18 protein-coding genes and 1 riboswitch are annotated in these 18,744 nt (G+C 71.2%); of the genes, 12 read left to right on the forward strand and 6 right to left on the reverse strand.

Features of this window, described 5'->3' with window-relative positions; genetic code table 11:
* The first annotated feature begins 153 nt into the window (after positions 1-153).
* Positions 154-951, forward strand: a complete 798-nt coding sequence (locus OG776_RS03035; protein ID WP_148014980.1) for a S1 family peptidase — start codon at positions 154-156, stop codon at positions 949-951.
* 26 nt (positions 952-977) lie between these two features.
* Here OG776_RS03035 and OG776_RS03040 read toward each other — a convergent pair whose 3' ends face one another.
* Positions 978-2,480: an MFS transporter gene (locus OG776_RS03040; protein ID WP_329318688.1), complete on the reverse strand. Its 1,503-nt coding sequence runs from the start codon at positions 2,478-2,480 to the stop codon at positions 978-980.
* 101 nt (positions 2,481-2,581) lie between these two features.
* On the opposite strand from OG776_RS03040, the gene OG776_RS03045 reads away from it, so the two are divergent.
* From OG776_RS03045 to OG776_RS03055, 3 genes are all read left to right on the forward strand, one after another.
* The gene (locus OG776_RS03045) at positions 2,582-3,106 is read left to right on the forward strand and encodes a winged helix-turn-helix transcriptional regulator (protein WP_148014978.1); all 525 of its coding nucleotides are present in this window, start codon (positions 2,582-2,584) and stop codon (positions 3,104-3,106) included.
* Positions 3,107-3,556: 450 nt separating this feature from the next.
* On the forward strand, positions 3,557-4,618 hold the full coding sequence (locus OG776_RS03050; protein WP_329318690.1) for an ABC transporter permease: 1,062 nt from the start codon (positions 3,557-3,559) through the stop codon (positions 4,616-4,618).
* 273 nt (positions 4,619-4,891) lie between these two features.
* Entirely contained in the window at positions 4,892-5,401 is a 510-nt protein-coding gene (locus tag OG776_RS03055) for a DUF302 domain-containing protein (RefSeq protein WP_148014976.1), read from the forward strand.
* Between the two features lie 137 nt (positions 5,402-5,538).
* Here the strand turns inward: OG776_RS03055 and OG776_RS03060 are convergent, their stop codons facing one another.
* Complete coding sequence (locus OG776_RS03060; RefSeq protein WP_148014975.1) at positions 5,539-5,910, reverse strand: BlaI/MecI/CopY family transcriptional regulator; 372 nt, start codon at positions 5,908-5,910, stop codon at positions 5,539-5,541.
* Between the two features lie 212 nt (positions 5,911-6,122).
* Here OG776_RS03060 and OG776_RS03065 point away from each other — a divergent pair, with 212 nt between their 5' ends.
* From OG776_RS03065 to OG776_RS03095, 7 genes are all read left to right on the forward strand, one after another.
* The gene (locus OG776_RS03065; RefSeq protein WP_148014974.1) at positions 6,123-7,334 is read left to right on the forward strand and encodes a sensor histidine kinase; all 1,212 of its coding nucleotides are present in this window, start codon (positions 6,123-6,125) and stop codon (positions 7,332-7,334) included.
* On the forward strand, positions 7,331-8,011 hold the full coding sequence (locus OG776_RS03070; RefSeq protein ID WP_329318694.1) for a response regulator transcription factor: 681 nt from the start codon (positions 7,331-7,333) through the stop codon (positions 8,009-8,011). Before OG776_RS03065 ends, OG776_RS03070 begins: the two co-directional genes overlap by 4 nt.
* A 436-nt stretch (positions 8,012-8,447) precedes the next feature.
* A complete protein-coding gene (locus OG776_RS03075) occupies positions 8,448-8,789 on the forward strand; it encodes a zf-HC2 domain-containing protein (protein ID WP_329318697.1) in 342 nt (113 codons plus the stop codon).
* A gap of 220 nt (positions 8,790-9,009) precedes the next feature.
* Positions 9,010-9,507 (forward strand): winged helix-turn-helix transcriptional regulator, encoded by a 498-nt coding sequence (locus tag OG776_RS03080; protein ID WP_148014971.1) that lies wholly within the window; start codon positions 9,010-9,012, stop codon positions 9,505-9,507.
* Positions 9,508-9,673: 166 nt separating this feature from the next.
* Positions 9,674-10,198, forward strand: coding sequence for an SRPBCC family protein (locus tag OG776_RS03085; protein ID WP_148014970.1), 525 nt, complete (start codon positions 9,674-9,676; stop codon positions 10,196-10,198).
* Positions 10,198-11,262: an LLM class flavin-dependent oxidoreductase gene (locus OG776_RS03090; protein WP_148014969.1), complete on the forward strand. Its 1,065-nt coding sequence runs from the start codon at positions 10,198-10,200 to the stop codon at positions 11,260-11,262. The genes OG776_RS03085 and OG776_RS03090 overlap by 1 nt, the downstream gene beginning before the upstream one ends.
* A gap of 157 nt (positions 11,263-11,419) precedes the next feature.
* Positions 11,420-11,851 (forward strand): BP74-related protein, encoded by a 432-nt coding sequence (locus OG776_RS03095; protein ID WP_329318700.1) that lies wholly within the window; start codon positions 11,420-11,422, stop codon positions 11,849-11,851.
* Between the two features lie 133 nt (positions 11,852-11,984).
* On the opposite strand, the gene chvE is transcribed toward OG776_RS03095, so the two are convergent.
* Complete coding sequence (gene chvE / locus OG776_RS03100) at positions 11,985-13,070, reverse strand: multiple monosaccharide ABC transporter substrate-binding protein (RefSeq protein ID WP_148014967.1); 1,086 nt, start codon at positions 13,068-13,070, stop codon at positions 11,985-11,987.
* Positions 13,071-14,552: 1,482 nt separating this feature from the next.
* On the opposite strand from chvE, the gene OG776_RS03105 reads away from it, so the two are divergent.
* A protein-coding gene (locus tag OG776_RS03105; protein ID WP_329318703.1) for an IS5 family transposase occupies positions 14,553-15,388 on the forward strand; the annotation gives its coding sequence in 2 pieces (ribosomal slippage) (positions 14,553-14,931 and positions 14,931-15,388; 837 coding nt in all).
* 654 nt (positions 15,389-16,042) lie between these two features.
* Here the strand turns inward: OG776_RS03105 and OG776_RS03110 are convergent.
* The 3 genes from OG776_RS03110 to OG776_RS03120 form a co-directional block, all read right to left on the reverse strand.
* Complete coding sequence (locus tag OG776_RS03110; protein WP_148014966.1) at positions 16,043-16,798, reverse strand: CbtA family protein; 756 nt, start codon at positions 16,796-16,798, stop codon at positions 16,043-16,045.
* Between the two features lie 19 nt (positions 16,799-16,817).
* Positions 16,818-17,033 (reverse strand): CbtB domain-containing protein, encoded by a 216-nt coding sequence (locus OG776_RS03115; RefSeq protein ID WP_148014965.1) that lies wholly within the window; start codon positions 17,031-17,033, stop codon positions 16,818-16,820.
* A 35-nt stretch (positions 17,034-17,068) separates the two neighbouring features.
* Positions 17,069-17,214: riboswitch (cobalamin riboswitch) on the reverse strand.
* 278 nt (positions 17,215-17,492) lie between these two features.
* Positions 17,493-18,596, reverse strand: coding sequence for an enoyl-CoA hydratase/isomerase family protein (locus tag OG776_RS03120; protein WP_148014964.1), 1,104 nt, complete (start codon positions 18,594-18,596; stop codon positions 17,493-17,495).
* Positions 18,597-18,744: the final 148 nt, after the last annotated feature.

The raw sequence follows: 18,744 nt of genomic DNA on the forward strand, positions 1-18,744 counted from the left end.
GACCGAAGGTCACGGGCCGTCCCTCCGCTGCCCGACGGTCACGGGCCACCCCTTCGGCGGTGGACGGAGCACACGTCGCCGCGCCTTTCCGGCAACCGCGCCACCGCCCTTTACGATCACCGACCATTGCTCGATCGGCCCGGGGAGTGGTGCATGACAGGGAAGTCCCGACGGACGGTGACGGCCGTGCTGACAGCACTCACCCTGGTGATCGGCCTGTCGGCGACGGCCCGGGGCATCGTCAACGGCCACCGGGTGACGTCACCGGCCAAGTACCCCTGGATGGCGCAGATCCAGATCCTGCGGGACGGCCGTCCCCAGAGCCTCTGCACGGGCACGCTGGTGAGCCGGAGCTGGGTGCTCACCGCGGGCCACTGCGCCGACAGCCCGGACATCATGGTGGTCCTGGGCACCACCGTGCTGCGGACGGGGACGGACGCCTCGCTGCGGGTGGCCCGCGTGATCAGACACCCTCGGTACGCGACGGGCGGCCGGCTCCGCTACGACGCGGCGCTCCTGCGGCTGGACCCGCCCGTGAGCTTCTCCCGCACCGTGGCGCCCCTGGCGCTGCCGCCCTCCGCACGGCTCACCTCGTATCCGGGACCGCTCGTGGTCGCCGGCTGGGGCCACACCCGTGAGGACGGACCCGCGTCGCGCTCGCTGCGGGAGACGGACCTGACCGAGAGCGGCCGGTGCTTCCGGCAGGGATTCCGGCACGAGGTGCACCTGTGCACGCTCATCCGGAACCACCGGGCGACGTGTTACGGAGACAGCGGAGCGCCCCTGATGCACCGGGACCGCCGGAGGGGCCTCGTCCTCGTGGGGGTGGCCAGCGGCATGGTCGGCGATCACCCCTGCGGCGCGGAGGGAGAGGAGAACTACTTCGCCCGGGTCTCGGCCCTCGTGGACTGGATCCGCCACCAGACCGGGCCGCGGACGCCCGGCCGTTGACGCCCCGGCCACCGGCGGACGCCCGGCTACCCCGCCGACGGACGCCGGAGGAGGAGCGCCGTCGGAACGGCCATCACGAGGAGCACGATCCCGGCGACCAGCCAGCCCAGGTGGAGGGCTTCGCTGAAGGCCTGCGGGACGGCGACGGATATCACGTGCGCCTGTGCGGCCGGAGGGGTGCCCGCACCGCCGTGGGTGATTCCCGCGACCACGCCGTCGACACGGTCGCCCGGGACGCCGGACGAGGTCAGCCGGTCGTGCAGGTACGCCGGGAAGCGGGTGGTGACCAGGGTGCCCAGGATGCTGGGACCGAGCACGCTGCCGAGCTGGCGGAACATGTTGACCGACGCGGCCGCCATGCCGGCCTGGAGCGGGGGCACGCTGTTGACGGCCGCGGCGGTCGCCGGCGCCACCAGGACGGCGGAACCCGCGCCCGCCGTGAACAGACCCGGCCACATGGCCCCGTACCCGCTGGAGGGGCCGGCCGCCAGGAGCGCGAAGGCTCCCGCGCCCATCAGCACGAGACCGGCGCTGAGCGTGGCGGCGATGCCGATCCTGCGCACCAGACGCCCGGCGACGGCACTGACGACGATGTAGGTGGCGAACATCGGGAGCAGCTTCACGCCGGTGGTCAGCGCGTCGTCGTGGGCGACCCGCTCCAGATGCAGGACCGTGAGCAGCGAGATGCCGACGAAGCCGAACATGGTGACGGCGCCGATGCCCATCACCGTCGTGAACGAGGCGTTCTTGAACAGCCGCAGCTGCAGCATGGGGTCGTCGTGCCGGAGTTCGACCCGCACGAAGGCCGCCGTCGAGACGGCGAAGACCGCGTACGCGGCGATGATGAGGGGCCTGCCGTAGCCGGTGGAGCCGCCCTCGATGATCGCGTACGTGGCGGACGCGACGGCGAGGGTGCCGAGCACGACACCCGCCGGGTCGAACCGCCGCGTCGGATGCCTGCTCTCGGACACCAGCAGCGGAGTGAGGACCAGGGCGAGTACGCCGATGACCACGTTGGTGAGGAAGACGGCGTGCCACGACACGCGGTAGAGCAGCACACCCGCCACCAGCGGCCCGACCGCCAGCCCGAGACCCGCGCAACTGGCCCAGACGCTGATGGCGCCGGTGCGCTCGTGCGGGTCGGTGAAGGTGTGGCTCACTATGGCCAGGCTGGCCGGCAGGACGGCCGCCGCCCCGACGCCCATCAGCGCCTGTGCCCCGATGAGCGGGCCCGCGTCATCCGCGAGGAAGGCGACGAGGCTGCCGGCCGTGAAGAGCGCGACGCCCGCCACGAGAATCCGGCGCCGTCCGAGGATGTCGCTCAGGGTGCCCGCCGACAGCACGAGGCTCACCAGCGCGAGGCTGAAGGCACTGCTCACCCAGACCGTGGTGCTCGCGGACAGGTGCAGGGCGTCCTGAAGCGGTGAGAGTGCCGAGATCGTCGAGGACACGTTGACGAAGGACATCATCACACCCAGGCAGAGGACCAGCAGGGCCCACCACCTCCGCCTGTCCGGAGTGTTGGACACAGGGGTCGCGGCCGCCTGGATGCTAGGCTGACTAGTGGAAACCATAGCCAGACGGTAGCAGGCTGGCTATGCACATTCATAGCCAGGAAGAGCGTGGGGACATGACGGAGTCCAGCGGGGCGCCGGAGGCCGGTACCGAGCCGGTGATCACCAGGACCGGCCGGTTCTCCGACCACGACGAGAGCGTGGCCGGCTGGTGCCACATGGAGCAGGCCCTGGAACTGGTCGGCACTCGGTCCGCGATGGTCCTCCTGCGCGAGATGTACTACGGCGCACGCCGCTTCGACGAGCTCGCGCGGCACACCGGTCTGACCGAGGCGGTCACCGCCCAGCGGCTCAAGCGGCTGGTCGACGCGGGGCTGCTGGGCCGGCAGCCCTACCAGGAACCCGGCCGGCGGACCCGGTACGAGTACGTCCTCACCGATCTGGGCAGATCGCTGTTCCCCGTGTTCGTCGCCCTGATGGAATGGGGAGCGCGACTCGGCAACGAAGGCGGCGTCGAACTCCTCCACGCCGACTGCGGCAGCCCGGTCGGCGCGGTGGTGCGGTGCGCCGAAGGACACGACGTCGGGCTGCCCGACACCGTCGCGCGGTTCGTGTCGGACCGGGACCTCGGGGCGCGCTGACACCCCGACTCCGCGTACGGCAGGACCGGTTGGCGGCATCGGCGTCGCCCCCCCGGACGCCACGCGTCGCCTCCGTCGTACGGCACGGCGTTCCCGCTCCCTCCGAGCCGCCCCCGGCGAGGTCCGCCCGGGTCCCGCCTTCCGGGATGCCCGAGTGCCCGCGGCGCCCGTTCCTGGCACCAGGGCGCCGGGGCGATCCCCGTGCGGACCGGCACAAGATGCGTGTCCGTCCCGTCAGGGTCAGGGTGGGCAGTGCGTGATCGGGTCCGCCTTCACCGGCGGAACCCTCTGCCCGGGACCGGCCCCGCCGCGCGAGGGGTCGGGACCCGTGGAGTTCCCTCGTACGCGCAGACGGCACCACCGCCCGCGCGGGCCTTCCCTCCGCGCACCCTCTTCCACAAGGCCCCCTTCCGGATGCGCGGTGGGTCAGTCCGACCTAGCGTCGGCGCCATGGCAGAGCCGGACGGACAGGGCGACCGGGCCGCCCGGCGGCCTCCGACGTGGGCGCGGCGGTGGGAGGTCTTCGCGCGTTCCCCCTTCCTCCCGGCGACGGTCCTCGTGTTCCTCGTCTCGATCGTCGCGGGCGTCTTCGCGTGGTCGTACACCTACGCGTTCGCCAATCCCACCCCGCACCGGGTGCCGACCGCGGTGGTCGGCCCGCCCGGCGCGGCCCACGGCGCCTTCCTCACGGGCATGGAGGACGCGCTGGACGGGTCGCTGGTCGTCCACGCGTACCCCGGCTACGCACAGGCCAGAAGAGCGGTCGAGAGCCAGACGGTCTTCGCCGTCTTCGACCTGCGGAAGGAACACGCGGTGACGGTGGACGTCTCGTCCGCGTCGGGCGCGTCCGTGGCACAGGTCATCGAACAGGCGGCGCCCGTCGCGGGAAGGGCCGCGGGAACGGACGTCGTGGTCCGGGACATCAAACCGAACCAGCGGGGTGATCCCCGCGGTCTGGCGATCTTCTACATCGCGCTGGCAGCCGTGGTCGTCAGCTTCGTCGGTGCCATCCAGCTCCACGTGCACGCGAAGGGACTCGGCGCCCGTGCGCGCATCGCCGTCACGATCACCTACTCCCTGCTCGGCGCCTTCGCCATCGCCGCTGTGGTGGACTGGTTCCTCGGTGCGCTCCGCCTCCCGTTCGTGGCGGTCTGGCTGACGCTGGCCCTGACCATGTACGCCTCCAGCACGGTCTACCTCATGTTCATGGTCCTGATCGGACGGTGGGCCCTCATCCCCACCTGGGGTCTGATGGTGCTGATCGGGAACCCCTCCTCCGGTGGCGCGGTCTCCTGGCCCCTGCTCCCCACGTTCCTCGGCCTGGTCGGCCGCTGGCTGCCGACGGGCGCGGCCATCGGCGCGATCCATACCGAGGTCTACTTCCCCGGCGATCAGCACGCCTTCCCGTTCCTGGTCCTCACCGGCTGGGCGCTCGTCTCGACGATGGTCTTCTGCCTTCTCGGGCGCCCCCGTCCCGGACCGGAGCGAGCGGTCGCGGCGCACCCGGAGTGATCCGGCCCGCTCCCTCGGCACCCCCGGCGACGGCTCGAAAGCCCCAACCGAAGCGGGAGATGTTCCTCTTTCCCCCCGTTTGCCCGCACAGGCGGCCGGTCATAGGGTCGCTCCGAGCGAGGGACGCACCGCGGCAGACGGGACCGGGCGGCCCCTCCCCTCGCATGAACGTCGCCGCCCGGTCCCGACGGGCGGCCCGCGCCTCGGAGCACACAGACGCCCACGCGTCGACCGATCAACGGCAAGAGATCAACGGCAAGAGGGAGTCTCCGCATGCCCAGCCAGAGCCACACCGTGACCCGCGTGGAGGTCCGTACGGGCATCCCCTACGACGAGTTCGTGACCGCGCTGGAGAAGGCGGCACCGCCGCTGGACCGAGGGATGTACGAACTCATCGAGGAGACCGGGGGCACCTGGGACGACGTCCGTGCCGCCATGGCGAAGAACGCTCCCCATCATCTGGTCGTCTATTTCCGGCTCAACGGCACCCAGGCGCTGAAAGTCGCGGGCCACCGCACCCGGTCGATGGAGTACCTGATCGGCAACCACGTCATCGCCGAGAGCATGTTCCGCCATGACCCGAGGGCGTTGCTGTACGCGCCCCTGCGCGTCCTGGTGCACACCGACGAGGCCGGTGACGCGGTGTTCACGATGCACCGGCCGAGCGACGAGATGGGCAGTCTCGGCATTCCCGAGGTCACGAAGGTCGGCGAGGATCTGGACCGCCATGTGATCGAGCTGCTGCGGGTCTGCGGTGTCGACGCCTCGGCGGACTTCGCCTGACCGCACGGTCCCACCGCGTCCGGCCACGGCCCGACCCGGGCGGGAGCGGGCCGAGGTGTTCCCGGCCACCACTCGCGCACGGGGATGCGCGCGGGGATCTCAGGCCGCCGGGCCGGCGCTCCCCGCGAACCGCGCGGTCACTGCCCGCTCTCCCCCAGCAGGCGCCGCAGTTCCGTCTCGTCCTCCGGGCTGAGCCCCTCCACGAACCGGGCCAGTACGGTACCGCGGTCACCGTCCCGGTCGAGTTCGCGGTGCATACGGCGCGCGGTGAGTCCGTGCGCGTCCTCCACCGGGAAGTACACGAAGCCCCGCGAGCCGGGACCGCGGCCGACGACGCCCTTCTCGTGGAGCCTGGCCAGCAGGGTCGCCACCGTCGTACGGGCCAGCGGCTGCGGCATCGCGGACCTCACCTGCGCCGCCGACTGCGGCTTCCCCGCCGCCCACAGCGCCGCGAGCACGCTCGCCTCCAGCTCGCCGGCGGGTCGGCGTTCTCCATCGGTGGCCGTCATGGCCCTCCCTCTCCCCAAGGCACTCCAGAGCGCAGCAGATCAGATTCCCTCCCGGCGCACAAACAGGGCCGACCCCGCGGACGGCCGAGCGGTCCGGCCATGACGCGCGCACCGCTGCCGGCCGCCCCACGCACCGTCGTCCGGCCCCGCCCCGAGCACTGTCGGCCCAGCGAGACAGTGCCCCATCCGGCCACGAACCCTACGGTGGTGCCATGGCGGCGATCATCGGCTGGAGACGGGCAGGGGGCTTCCGGGTGCGCGCAGGCGACGCCCTGGGGGCGGCGGCCCTGTTCGTGATGTCGGTCCTCGCCTCGTCGATCGAACCGCACCGGCACGCCTTCATGGTGCACTGGCCCGCCGTACTGCTGGCCGCGATCGGCTGCTCCGCGCTGGTGTTCCGGCGGCGGCACCCCTTCGGCGTACTGGCTCTCACCCTGTGCTGCGGGGTCGCCTTCGAGATGCTCGGGTTCCGCGAAAGCCCCGTGGTGATGAGTCCCGTCCTGGTGTGCGTCTACACCGTGGCCCTGATGACCGACCGGCGCACCGCCTGCCTCGTCGCCTCCGTCTCCGTCGTCGTCCTGATCGGAGCGGCCGTGATCTGGGGGTCGAGGTCGTGGCTGGACCCGGACAAGGCGGCGACGCTGGCGTGGATGGCGCTGCCCGCCGCCGTCGGGGACGGGGTCCGCTCCCGGCGCGCCTACGTGGCGGCGGTGGAGGAACGGGCCGAGCACGCGGAGCGCACCCGTGAGCAGGAGGCTCAGCACCGGGTGGCGGCCGAGCGCGTCAGGATCGCCCGGGAGCTGCACGACATCGTCGCCCACCACATCGCCCTGATCAACGCCCAGGCGGGCGTGGCCGCCCATCTCGTGGAGCGGCGGCCCGAGCGCATCCTGACGGCGTTGGAGGAGATCCGGGACGCCAGCCGCTCGGCGCTCGACGAACTGCGCGTCACCGTGAGCCTGTTACGGCAGTCCGACGATCCGGTGGCGCCCCGCGACCCCTTGCCGGGCCTGGCGCAGGTGCCGGCCCTCCTGTCCTCGTTCGAACGGGCCGGACTGGCGGTGAAGCACACACGGCAGGGCGACGCCGAGCCGCTGGAACCGTCGGTCGACCTCGCCGCGTTCCGCATCGTGCAGGAGTCCCTGACCAATGTCCGCAAGCACTCCGGCGCGGATCAGGCCCGGGTGTTCCTGCACTACGACCTCGCCTGGCTGACGATCACGGTCGAGGACGACGGGGGCGCCGGACCCCACGACCCGCAGCCGGGAGCCGGTCACGGACTGATCGGCATGCGCGAACGCGCCGCCACGGTCGGCGGCAGGCTGCACGCGGGAGCGCGCCCCGAGGGCGGCTTCACCGTGACCGCCGAACTGCCGCTGCGGACCGGCCCGTCCCCGGACGAACTGTCGGAGGAACACCCATGACGATCCGAGTACTGCTCGCCGACGACCAGGCGCTGCTGCGTGGCACCTTCCGGATGCTGTTCGACTCGACCGACGACATGGAGACGGTGGGTGAGGCGGCCAACGGCCGCGAGGCCGTGGAGCTGGCGCGCTCCCACCACCCCGACGTGGTCCTGATGGACATCCGCATGCCGGAGATGGACGGTATCGACGCGACCCGGATCATCTGCGAGTCGGAGGACCTGGCCGGGGTCAAGGTGCTCATCCTGACCACCTTCGAGGACGACGAACACGTCACCGACGCGCTGCGCGCGGGGGCGAGCGGCTTTCTGGGCAAGGGGGCCCGGCCCGAGGAACTCATCGAAGCCGTCCGCACGGTCGCGGACGGCGAGGCACTGCTCTCCCCGTCGGCGACCCGGGCGCTGATCGGACGGTTCCTGGCCCAGCCGGACCCGTGCCCGACCGCCGTCCACGAACGGCTGGAGGACCTGACCCCGCGGGAACGCGATGTCGTCGGTCTGGTCGCGCTGGGTCTTTCCAACGACGAGATCGCGGAGCGCCTGTTCGTCAGCCCGCTGACGGCCAAGACCCATGTCAACCGGGCCATGACGAAGCTGGCGGCCCGGGACCGGGCGCAGCTCGTGGTCATCGCCTACCAGTGCGGGCTGGTGGGCCCGGCGACCCAGCCGGCCTCCTGAGGGGCCCGCCCCCGGCGTCTCCACCCGACCGCGCCCACGACGCCGGCTGGCGCGCGCCCGCGTCACCGCCGCCTTCCGGACATCTGTCCGCGTGACGCCCACTCCCGCTGCGCCCCCGGCTCCGGGCCGCCACGGGTCCGTGGGAGGGCATGCTCCTGGCGCGGTACCGGCCCGCGAGGCGTTCCCGTCCGGTCACCGCCCGACGACATACGCACCCCCGTGACCGGGCCGCTTCTGCGGTCCGACCTGCTACGACGCGTTCTGCGCCGGCCGTAGCGCGGCATCCCGGCTACCACGCCCGTGGTACCCGGGATTCGCTGCGCGGGGACGATGTGCCGGGGGGTGTCCGTGGGCGAGAGTGGGGACCGTGAACCCCATGGGTGGCCGGCCGCCCGCACAGAGCGGCGCACCACCCGTACAGAAAGGACACCCGATCATGCTCACCTCCCTCAAGGAATGCGGCACGATCCGTGACCTCCTCGCCGGCCACGCGCTCCAGACGCTCGGCCCGGACGACTCGAGCGCGGTCGCCACGCACGTGACGAACTGCGGCGGCTCCTGCCGCGACGAGTACGACCGTCTCGCGGCCGTGCCGGACCACCTGACCCTGCTGCGTGAGGCCCTGCTCTGTGAGCGGGACGCGGAACGGCGGACGCGCGTCGCCGACCGTCGCGAGTGCGCCCACGTGCCGATCCGCCGGCGCAACCCCGCCCGTGCCGCCTCGGCCAGGCGCCTGACGCTGGCCCAGTGGGTCAGCCGGACCGCCTGCGTCCGATGACCTCGGCCGGATACGCCGGCGGGCTCACGGCCCGTGGCCGGCCGACGGTCGTCCGTACGGACCCGCGCGCCGCGGTGTCATCGCCCGACGCGCGGGTCGAGCGTCCGCACACGAACCGCGCGGACGCACGCCGCCCGGGGTGCTGACCTCGGACGTGCGCCACCCCGCCTCCCGCTCCGAACTGCTGGGTCCCCTGGTGAGACCCTCGTATGCTGGGCGCATGAGGCGGACCTCCTTCGCGAACTGGCCGTGCTCCATCGCACGCACGATGGATCTGCTCGGCGACTGGTGGACGCCCCTGGTCCTGCGGGAGGCGTTCTACGGGATCAAGCGCTTCGACGATTTCCAGCAGGAGTTGGGGATCGCCCGCACCACCCTGACCGCGCGGCTGCGGCGACTGGTGGACGAAGGCCTGCTGGAGAAGCGGGCCTACCAGCACGAACCGGTGCGCTACGACTACGTCCTCACCGACATGGGCCGCGACTTCTTCGGTGTGCTGGCGGCCATGAACAGCTGGGGCAACCGCTGGCTCAGCGGTGAGCAGGGACCGCCGGTCGTCTTCCACCACGACCCCTGCGGACACGAGAGTGCCGCCGAGGTCGTCTGCGCCGACTGCGGCGAACCCATGACGGCCGAGGACACCCGTCCCCGTCTCGGACCGGGATACCCCCGCCACCTGGCCGAACGCCCGGCCGTCCGGCGGCGTTTCACCGGCTGACCGTCACACCGCGCGCACCGACGCCCGGCCCTCACCCACCTCGCACCATCGGTCCAGCGGGTGGGTCACTCTTCCTTGACAGGTAAGTCCATCTACGCAACTCTCAAGCTCAGAGCAGTTCCGAGGGCGGATTCCGGGAGCAGTCGAGAGGAAGGCCGGGCGAGCCATGGAGTGGACGGGCGCGCGCTACGCGGACAGACCGACGGTCGAGGCGAGGATCCGGATCGACGCCCCGCCCGCACGGGTGTGGGAGCTGGTGTCCGACATCCACCTCATGCCGAGACTCAGCACCGAACTCCAGTCGGTCCGATGGCTCGACCAGGTCACGGCTCCCGCGGTCGGCGCCCGGTTCGTCGGCCGGAGCAGGCACGAGTCGCTCGGTGAGTGGGAGACGACCTCCTACGTCGTGCGGTGCGAGAAGGACCAGGTGTTCGCCTGGGCGGTCTCGGACCCCGAACTCCCCAGCGCCGTATGGAGATTCACCCTCGACGTCACGGACGCAGGCACGGAACTGACCCAGTGGATGCAGATGGGCCCCGGCCGTTCGGGGCTCTCCTTCGCCATCGACCGGATGCCGGACAAGGAACAGAAGATCGTGTTCGTCCGGCTGCGGGAGTTCGAGCGGAGCATGGCCGGCACGGTCGACGCCATCAAGAAGATGGCCGAGGACACGGAAGGGGCCGGTGCGTGATGCGTACAGCCACGACGATCGAGGCGTCGACGGGACGCTGGAGCGAGACCGTCGACTTCGTGGTGGAGGCCGAGAAACTCGGGATGGACATCTGCTGGGTCGCGGAGGCCTGGGGTTCCGAAGCTCCCTCCCCTCTCGGCTACTTGGCGGCGCGGACCGAGCGGATGCTGCTGGGCTCCGGGATCATCCAGCTCGCGACCCGCACCCCGACCGCCATCGCGCGCGCGGCCCTGACCCTCTCCACCCTCTCCGAAGGTCGCTTCCTCCTCGGCCTCGGCTCCTCGGGCCCCCAGGTGATCGAGGGCCTGCACGGGGTGCCCTTCGCCCGCCCGCTGTCACGGATGCGGGAGACCGTGGACATCGTCCGCCAGGCGGTCGCGGGCGAGAAGATCGCCTACGAGGGGCGGGAGTTCACGATCCCGCTGCCGGGCGGCCGGGCACGGCCGATGCGGATGTCGATGCGCGCCGAGTACGACCTGCCCGTCTATCTGGCCACCCTGTCCCCCAAGATGCTGCGTCTCACCGGCGAAGTGGCGGACGGCTGGCTGGGCACGAGCTTCGTGCCGGAGGGCGCCAAGGAGGCGTACTTCGACCACCTGGACGCGGGCCTCGCCGCCGCCGGCCGTACACGTGCGAGCCTCGACGTGTGCCAGGGCGCCGAAGTGGCCTTCGCCGAGGACGAGGACGCCCTGCGCGCGATGGTGGCCGGCCGCAAGAAGGAGCTCGCCTTCAGCCTCGGCGGAATGGGCTCCGCCACCACGAACTTCTACAACGACGCCTACAGCAGGCAGGGTTGGGCGGAGATCGCCGCCGAGGTCCACGAACGCTGGCAGGCCGGGGACCGGGACGGGGCGGCGGGTCTCGTCACGGACGAGATGGTGCTCGGGACGACACTGATCGGTACGGAGGACATGGTGCGCGAGCGGCTGCGCGTCTGGCGCGCCGCCGGTGTCGACACCATCCGCTTCTATCCCGCGGGCGACACGCTCGACGCCCGGCTCACCACGCTGGGACGGGCACTCGATCTCGTACGCCGGACGGAGGCCGACGGCACGGACGGATGACGCGGGCGGGGCGGTGGTGCCCCGGCCCGCGAGCGGACCGACCGGATCCCGGACCCGGCGACCCGACATCCGGGATTGTTCACTTTGCGTGACGAAGTCGCTACATTCAGCGACGACCGGCCGTGATGATCACGGCCCGAGGCACGGAGCTGCCTTCATGCGACGCATCACTTCCAGGATCTGCACCCTCGCGGCCGCCACGCTGCTCGCGGTGACCGTCGGCCAGGCCGGACCGGCCGGCGCCGCCTCGGACGCCGCGTACTTCAACCTGCGGGACGTCACCGGCCACAACTTCGTCGTCGAGATCACCAGGCCGGGCCTGATCCAGGAAGCCCGTGACATCGTCAGGAACGGGGACCGCAAGGTCGTCATCGGCCGGATCATCAAGACCCAGGCCCGCTACAACCCCCAGTGGGACTTCCACTACAACCCCGACACGGTCAGCTTCGCCGACGCGGCCATCGAGGTCTGCGACGCCACCGTCCCCTATGTCGAGGACCACCTGGACGAGGCCGGCGGCGCCTTCCTGCCGGGCCTCTACTGGTGCCCCTGGACCGGACGCCTCACCGCCGAACTCTCCGCGCCGTAGGACACCCCCGCACGCGACGGGGCCGGCCGTCCCGACCGGGACGGCCGGCCCCGCCCCGCCCGGTCCGGGCACCGGCCGGTGAGCGGTATCGGCGCGGACACCGGAACAAGGGCGAAGCCGCGGCCGTGCGGGGCTACTTGAGCTCGGCGTCGGTGTAGTAGCCGGTCGCGACCAGGGCGACCTCGTAGTTGGACTTGTCGACGCTCTTCGGCTGCAGCAGATAGGCGGGCACGGCCTTGGCGCCGTTGTCGTACGTCCGGGTGTCGTTGACCCTCACCTGCTGGTGGGTGAGCACCGCGTCGACCATGGTCGCGGTGATGTCCGCGAGCTCCCGGGTGTCCTTGTACACGGTCTGCGCCTGTCCGCCCTCGATGATCGACTTCACCGAGGCGAGTTCGGCGTCCTGGCCGGTGATGACCGGCAGCGGTTTGGCGGCGGTCCCGTAGCCGTCGGCCTTGAGCGCGCCCAGGATGCCCATGGAGATGCCGTCGTAGGGCGACAGGACCGCGTCGACCTGCTTGGTGCCGTACGAATTGGCGAGGATGCCGGTCATGCGCTTCTTGGCGGTGGGGCCGTCCCAGCGCAGGGTCGTCACGTCGCTGAGCTCGGTCTCGCCGGACTGGACGATCAGCCGCTTGCTGTCGAGGTACGGCTTCAGAAGGTGCATGGCGCCGTCGAAGAAGTACTTGGTGTTGTTGTCGTCGGGCGAACCCGCGAAGAGCTCGATGTTGAACGGCCCCTTGCCGTCCTCCAGACCGAGCTTCTCCACTATGTAACGCGCCTGGAGCCGGCCCACCTGCTCGTTGTCGAACGAGGCGTAGTAGTCGACGTTCTTGGTGCCGAGAATGAGCCGGTCGTAGGAGATCACCGGGATCTTGGCGTCGGCGGCCTGCTGGAGCACGTTGTTCAGCGACTTGTTGTCGATGGCCGCGACGATCAGGGCGCTGACGTGCTGGGTGATCAGCTCCTGGATCTGCGACACCTGGTTCTTCGGGTCGTCGTCGCCGTAGACCAGCTTCGTCTTGTACCCCTTGGCCTGAAGGTCCTTGACGACGTTCTTGCCGTCGGCGATCCAGCGCTCGGAGGCCTGGGTGGGCATCGCGATGCCGATGGTGCCGCCCTCCGGGCTGTCCTCGCTGTCCTTGCCACAGGCGGACAGGGTGAGAGCGACGGAGACGGTTCCGGCGAGGGCGGCGAGGCCGGCTCTTCGGTTGCGCATGATGATCGATCCTTGTTCTTCTCGTCGTTGAGGAGATGACGGCATATCAGGTGACTGCGGAAAGGTATGAGGCCGGACGGAGGCGACCGCCACCGACGGGTTCCGAGCGCGACCCTCGGAACGGACGGAGGGAGATCCGTGGAGGCGGACACGGGCCGAACCTCACATGGAGCGGCATACACCGCGGTACGTCGGCTCGGCGGCCTCGCGGTTCGGCCCACGGCCGCCGAGGGCGCCACAACCCTTGGTTCATCACCACGGGCGTGGACTACCGGGGATTCCCCGCGAGATGACCGGTGGCCGGGTCGCTCGGCTTGAACGGGATTGGTGCTCAGAAGCCTCCGTGTCTCGCAGATTGCCGCTCGGTGCGCCGACGGCGCCCGGCACCGCCGGAGGCCTCGGCCCCGACGATCCCCCTACCGGCGTGCACCTCGGCGCATGTCGGCCCGCGCCACGGCACACCCCAGCCAGACGTGCGCCAACTTCATTGATGCGCAGGCCTGTTGCCCTTCACCGTTCGAAATATCGCCACGCATTCGGAACGTTGGCGTGACACTAGGTAGCGAGGATGCGGAGTGTCAACGGGGCAAACAGGTAACGATCCCGGTAAGGCTGTGGAGATCACCTTTGACCTCGGGCGGAACCTTTGTGGTGACGCCGGCCGGGCCCCCTCCCGGCAGGAGTAGCGGAATTCGGCGGGCGTCCGGCCCGGCCCGGCCGCGTGGCACGACACCTCCGCGGCCGCCGCTCCACCGCCGACGGGGTGACGCCGCCTCCTCGGCGGGCGCGTTCGCGCGATCATCCGCTTCGTTGTCCGGAAGACACGCGGCGGACGCTATGATCCGTGATCACGCGAACACGATCCGCGTCGGACATCGGTACGGCGCGCCGCTCCGGCCTGCGCGCTGCGCGCCGCGTCGCCGCCTGATCCTGGGGAGGGAGCATCCGTGCGACAGGTGACGACCGGCGACATCACCGGCGGTGCGGGCACCCGCCCGACCGCTCGACGACGATTCCCGAGCCGCCCGCCCCTCGGCCCACCGGGCGACATCCCCGGCCCACAGGCCGAGTTCGGCTGTCGGCACATCGACTGTGTCCGTGGCGTGTGCTCACGGCACGCGACAGGCCACCGGGTACAGGCGGCCGAACGGACCCCCGTTCTCGTCGCTCCTCGAACGGCAGCCGGGAGGAGGCGCGGCACAAGGCGGCCAGTCGGCGGCGTCCCACACCGGACCGACGCCGGCTGCCCCCGTCGGCCGGTCTTTCGGCCACCGCACGGACTGCCTGCCGCCGTACCGAGCCCCACTGCCGACATCCACACGGATCGCCGCACAGCTGCGCCGAGGTGCCGTCGCGGAACCGCTGTCCCTCCACCGTGTCGCCGCTCGGGGCCCGGCGGTTCCCGCCCCCGTGTCGACCGGGGTGCCGCATCCGCGTAAGAGGCCCTAACAGAAGCTGTTGATCATGTGACTTTCGGTTGGGATGGTCGTTGGTCTGGTCGTGGGAAAGCGTCAGTCGCGACCGTGGATCGTGTCGGATGAACTGTGGTCGCTCATCGAACCGTTGTTGCCCGTGCCGGCACCGAAGCTGGCGGAGGGCAGACCGCGTGTGCCGGACCGGCAGGCCCTGTGCGGGATCCTGTTCGTCCTGCACACCGGGATCCAATGGGAGTACCTGCCGCAGGAGTTGGGCTTCGGCTCGGGCATGACCTGCTGGCGGCGTCTGGCCGCCTGGAACGAGGCCGGAGTCTGGGACGCGCTGCATCTTGTGCTGCTGAAGAAGCTGCGGTCGAAGGACAAGCTGGACTGGTCGCGGGCGGTGATCGACTCCTCCCATGTCAGGGCAGCCCGACGCGGCCCAAAAGCGGACCCAGCCCGGTCGACCGCGCACGACCAGGCAGCAAGCACCACGTCCTGACCGACGCCCAAGGCATCCCCCTCGCCGTGTCGCTGACCGGCGGAAACCGCAACGACGTCACGCAGTTGCTCCCGTTGGTGGACAAGGTTCCGGCCGTGGCCGGACGCGTCGGCCGGCCCAGACGCCGCCCCGACGCACTACTCGCCGACCGCGGCTACGACCACGACAAGTACCGCCGCCTGCTATGGGACCGCGGCATTCGCCCGGTCATCGCCGAACGAGGTGTGGAACACGGCTCCGGCCTGGGCGTTTTCCGCTGGGTCGTCGAGAGGACCATCGCCTGGCTGCACGGCTTCCGCCGCCTACGCGTCCGCTGGGAACGACGAGACGACATCCACGAAGCCTTCCTCGGCCTCGCCACCTGCCTCATCACCCACCGCCACGTCCAACGCCTTTGTTAGGACCTCTAAGTCGTCGTCTCCGACCGACGGCCGTGTCGCCGCCCGCAGACCCGACCTGACGAGGACGGCGGGCTCTGGTCGCCAAGACCCTCGTGGACAGTGGTGCGACCCAACTGCCCACGGGCTCAGGTTTGTTCGTCGACGTCCGTCGTCCCGAGCAGTCGCTCGTCACCACAGGAGCCGAACAGGAGCCCACAGGAACGGCCCGTCGAGCAGGCACACGCGTCCGAGGCGGTTCGGCGGGTGCGCCACGTCCCCGCTGCCCCCCGCACTCCACACCGCGTGACGACGCGCCGCTGCCGCCCGGCGTCGGCACGATCGAGCCGTGACGATGGTGCGACCGCCGCAAAGGGCGGGTTCGCGCTCCGCACCACGACCCGCTGGTGAGGTGTGAGAACCGCCGCGGACGCCGTCCGGGGGACCAACAGGCCCCGCCCCGGCACCTCATGGACCGGGGCCCACTGGGACCCGTGAGCCGGTCACGGGTCGTCCGCTGTCGCGAGTGCCCACCCATCCGCACCCTCTCGCCGGACTGCGCGGAGACGCTCGGCAACAACGCCGGAGGGCCCCCGGACGGTACCGGGGGCCCTCCGCGCGGGGTCGTCCGCCGATGCCTCGGCGGTCCTCCCGGTGCGTCGACTCGGGTCGAAGGTGTCAGTGCGGTACGGGAGTTGCCCCCGCCGGAACGGCCGCCGGCCGCGGGACCAGCAGACGCTGCGCCAACTCGCCGAAGACCAGGCCGAATCCGGTCCACAGCGTGATCTGGATGGCGAGAGCCGAGGTACGGAACCGCCACAGCAGGGTGGCCGGGAAGTCCTTCGGCACCTCGTTGATGACCGGAAGGACCGCGAAGGCGATCCCGATCACGAGCGCGAAGAAGACGACCGCGGCGACGGTCGCGTGCCAGTTGCCCCATCGGGGTGCGAGTCGCTTGCCGAGGATCACCGCGGCGATCGCGAGCAGGACACTGAGCACCATCATCAGGAAGTACAGCGTCGTGCGCTTGCCGATGGTGTCGGGGTCGCCGACGGACGGCGGATTGGCCGGGTACTTCAGGAACGGCACGACGTACACGGCGACGAGCGCGCAGCCGGACAGCAGCAGCGCCGTCGCGCGCGGGCTGAAACGGCCCACGCGGCCGAGCGCGAAGCAGTACGCGAGGGCGGCGATGCCACCGAAGGCGACCCCGTAGATCAGCACACCGGTGGCGAGACCACCGGTGGACTGCAGGCTACGGCTGACGATCTCGACCTCGTGGCCGTGTGCCGGGGCATGGGCCTCTTCGAATCCGATGGCGTCGTCGACGCTGGGCTCACCCAGGAAGTAGGCGACGACGAGGGCCAGCACACCGGCGGCGAGGCCGGCGAGCATGCCCCGCACCAGAAGGTTTCTGACGGTTGCGGAGTTCATGGGTGCGCGGTGTCCCTCGTCAGTGGCAGGGGAAGCCGAGAAGGTGGCGGGCGTCGTGCACCCACTCGTGAACGTCCTCGCCGGAGACGACGGCGGTGGCGCCCTGTTCGGCGCCGACGAAGTAGAGCAGGACCAGCATCAGGATGCCGAAGAAGACCGCCCAGGGCACGATCGTGCCGATCGGCAGTTTGGCGGGGATCGGGGTGGCTGTCGGCGGAGCGACGGTCTGCGCCATGGCAGGACCTCCTCGGGAGTTCGCGTCCCATCTCGGTGGTGCACAGGACGACAGCTGCGGGTCTGACTTGAGAGATCCCCATGGAACGGGGACCTCGTTCACAGTGGCGCGACCGTGCCGGATTTCCACCGGCTTCCGCCATGCCGTCGTCGATATCGCACTGACCGTACCGCGTGCCGGGTTCACGGCCAAGACCGTCCCCTATGCCGTGATCTTCGTCTCGCCGGGCGGCGCGGACCGCCGTGACCTGTGGGTCAGCGGTCGGCGGAGCGGGCCGCCCGCCCCTCCGTCGCGGAGCTGAATGCCTGTCTCCGTCCGGTGGCCGTGAACTCCACGCCGGGGGTGCGCCGTTCGGGACGAGCCCCGTCGGCGTGGGGCGGCATGGTCACCCCACGCCGGTCGGCGGGACGGTCGGCGCGGAGCATGCCCTGCCCCGGTCTGTCGCACCCGGCGGCTCGGTCACCGAGGTGCCTCACCCGGGAAGTCGGCGCGGGAGAGGCCGAGTTCACGCGCGCCGATCGGCGCGAGGAAGCCGGCTACGTCCGCGTCGGTGACCTCGGCGAGCGTCGCCGGTGACCAGCGGGGGTCGCGGTCCTTGTCGATGAGCTGGGCGCGGACCCCCTCGACGAAGTCGGGCCGGGTGAGTGCCGCGCAGGAGACGCGGTACTCCTGGTCGAGCACCTTCTCCAGGGAACTGGCGCCGCGGGCCGCGCGCATCGCGGCGAGAGTGACCTTGAGCGCGGTGGGTGACCTGGTGAGCAGGGTCTCGGCCGCCTCCTTGGCCGCGCCGTCCCCGTGGTCCTGCAGGCGGGCGACGATCTCCTCGACGGTGTCGGCGGAGTAGCAGGCGTCGATCCAGTGCCGTGCCTCCGCGAGCACTCCGGCCGGCGCGGCCCCGGCGTGACGGTCCAGCACCTCCCGTACCGGCGCGTGCGCGAGCTCCTGGAGCAGCCGCGGCAGGGAGTCGGACGGCACGAAGTGGTCGGCCAGTCCGCACAGCAGGGCGTCACCCGCGCCGACCGCGTTTCCGGTCAGTGCCAGATGGGTGCCGAGTTCGCCGGGCGCGCGGGCGAGGAGAAAGGTGCCGCCCACGTCCGGAACGAAGCCGATGCCCGTCTCGGGCATCGCGATCCGGGAACGCTCGGTGGTGATCCGTACGCCGCCGTGGGCGGAGACCCCGACACCGCCGCCCATGACGATGCCGTCCATCACGGCGACATACGGTTTCGGGTAGCGCGCGATACGGGCGTTGAGCCGGTACTCGTCCCGCCAGAAGGCCGTCGAGGCCGTGCCGTCCCCGTGCCGGGCGTCGTCGTGGATGGCCCGGATGTCGCCGCCCGCGCACAGACCCCGCTCCCCCGCACCGGTCACCACGACGGCCCGCACGGCCGGGTCGTGTTCCCAGGCGGTGAGCGCGGAGTCGATGTGGCGCACCATGGTGTGGGTGAGGGCGTTGATCGCCCGGGGCCGGTTGAGCGTGAGGTACGCCGCGCGTCCCTCGGTGCGCAGGAGGACGGAGTCGTCGGTGCCGGTGGCCGCCCGGGCGTCCTGGGTGCCGGTCATCCGAAGACCTCCGCCGGGCCGCGGGCCGCGATAACGCGCATGATCTCGATGGTTCCTTCCAGGATCCGGGGACGTCGACGTTCAGCCTACGAGCAGGCGCGGACCGCGTTCCGCCGCGTCGGGACCGAGGAGGCCGCGGTCACGTTCG

The organism is Streptomyces sp. NBC_01689 (genome assembly GCF_036250675.1).
In the GTDB taxonomy this organism is placed as follows: Bacteria; Actinomycetota; Actinomycetes; order Streptomycetales; family Streptomycetaceae; genus Streptomyces.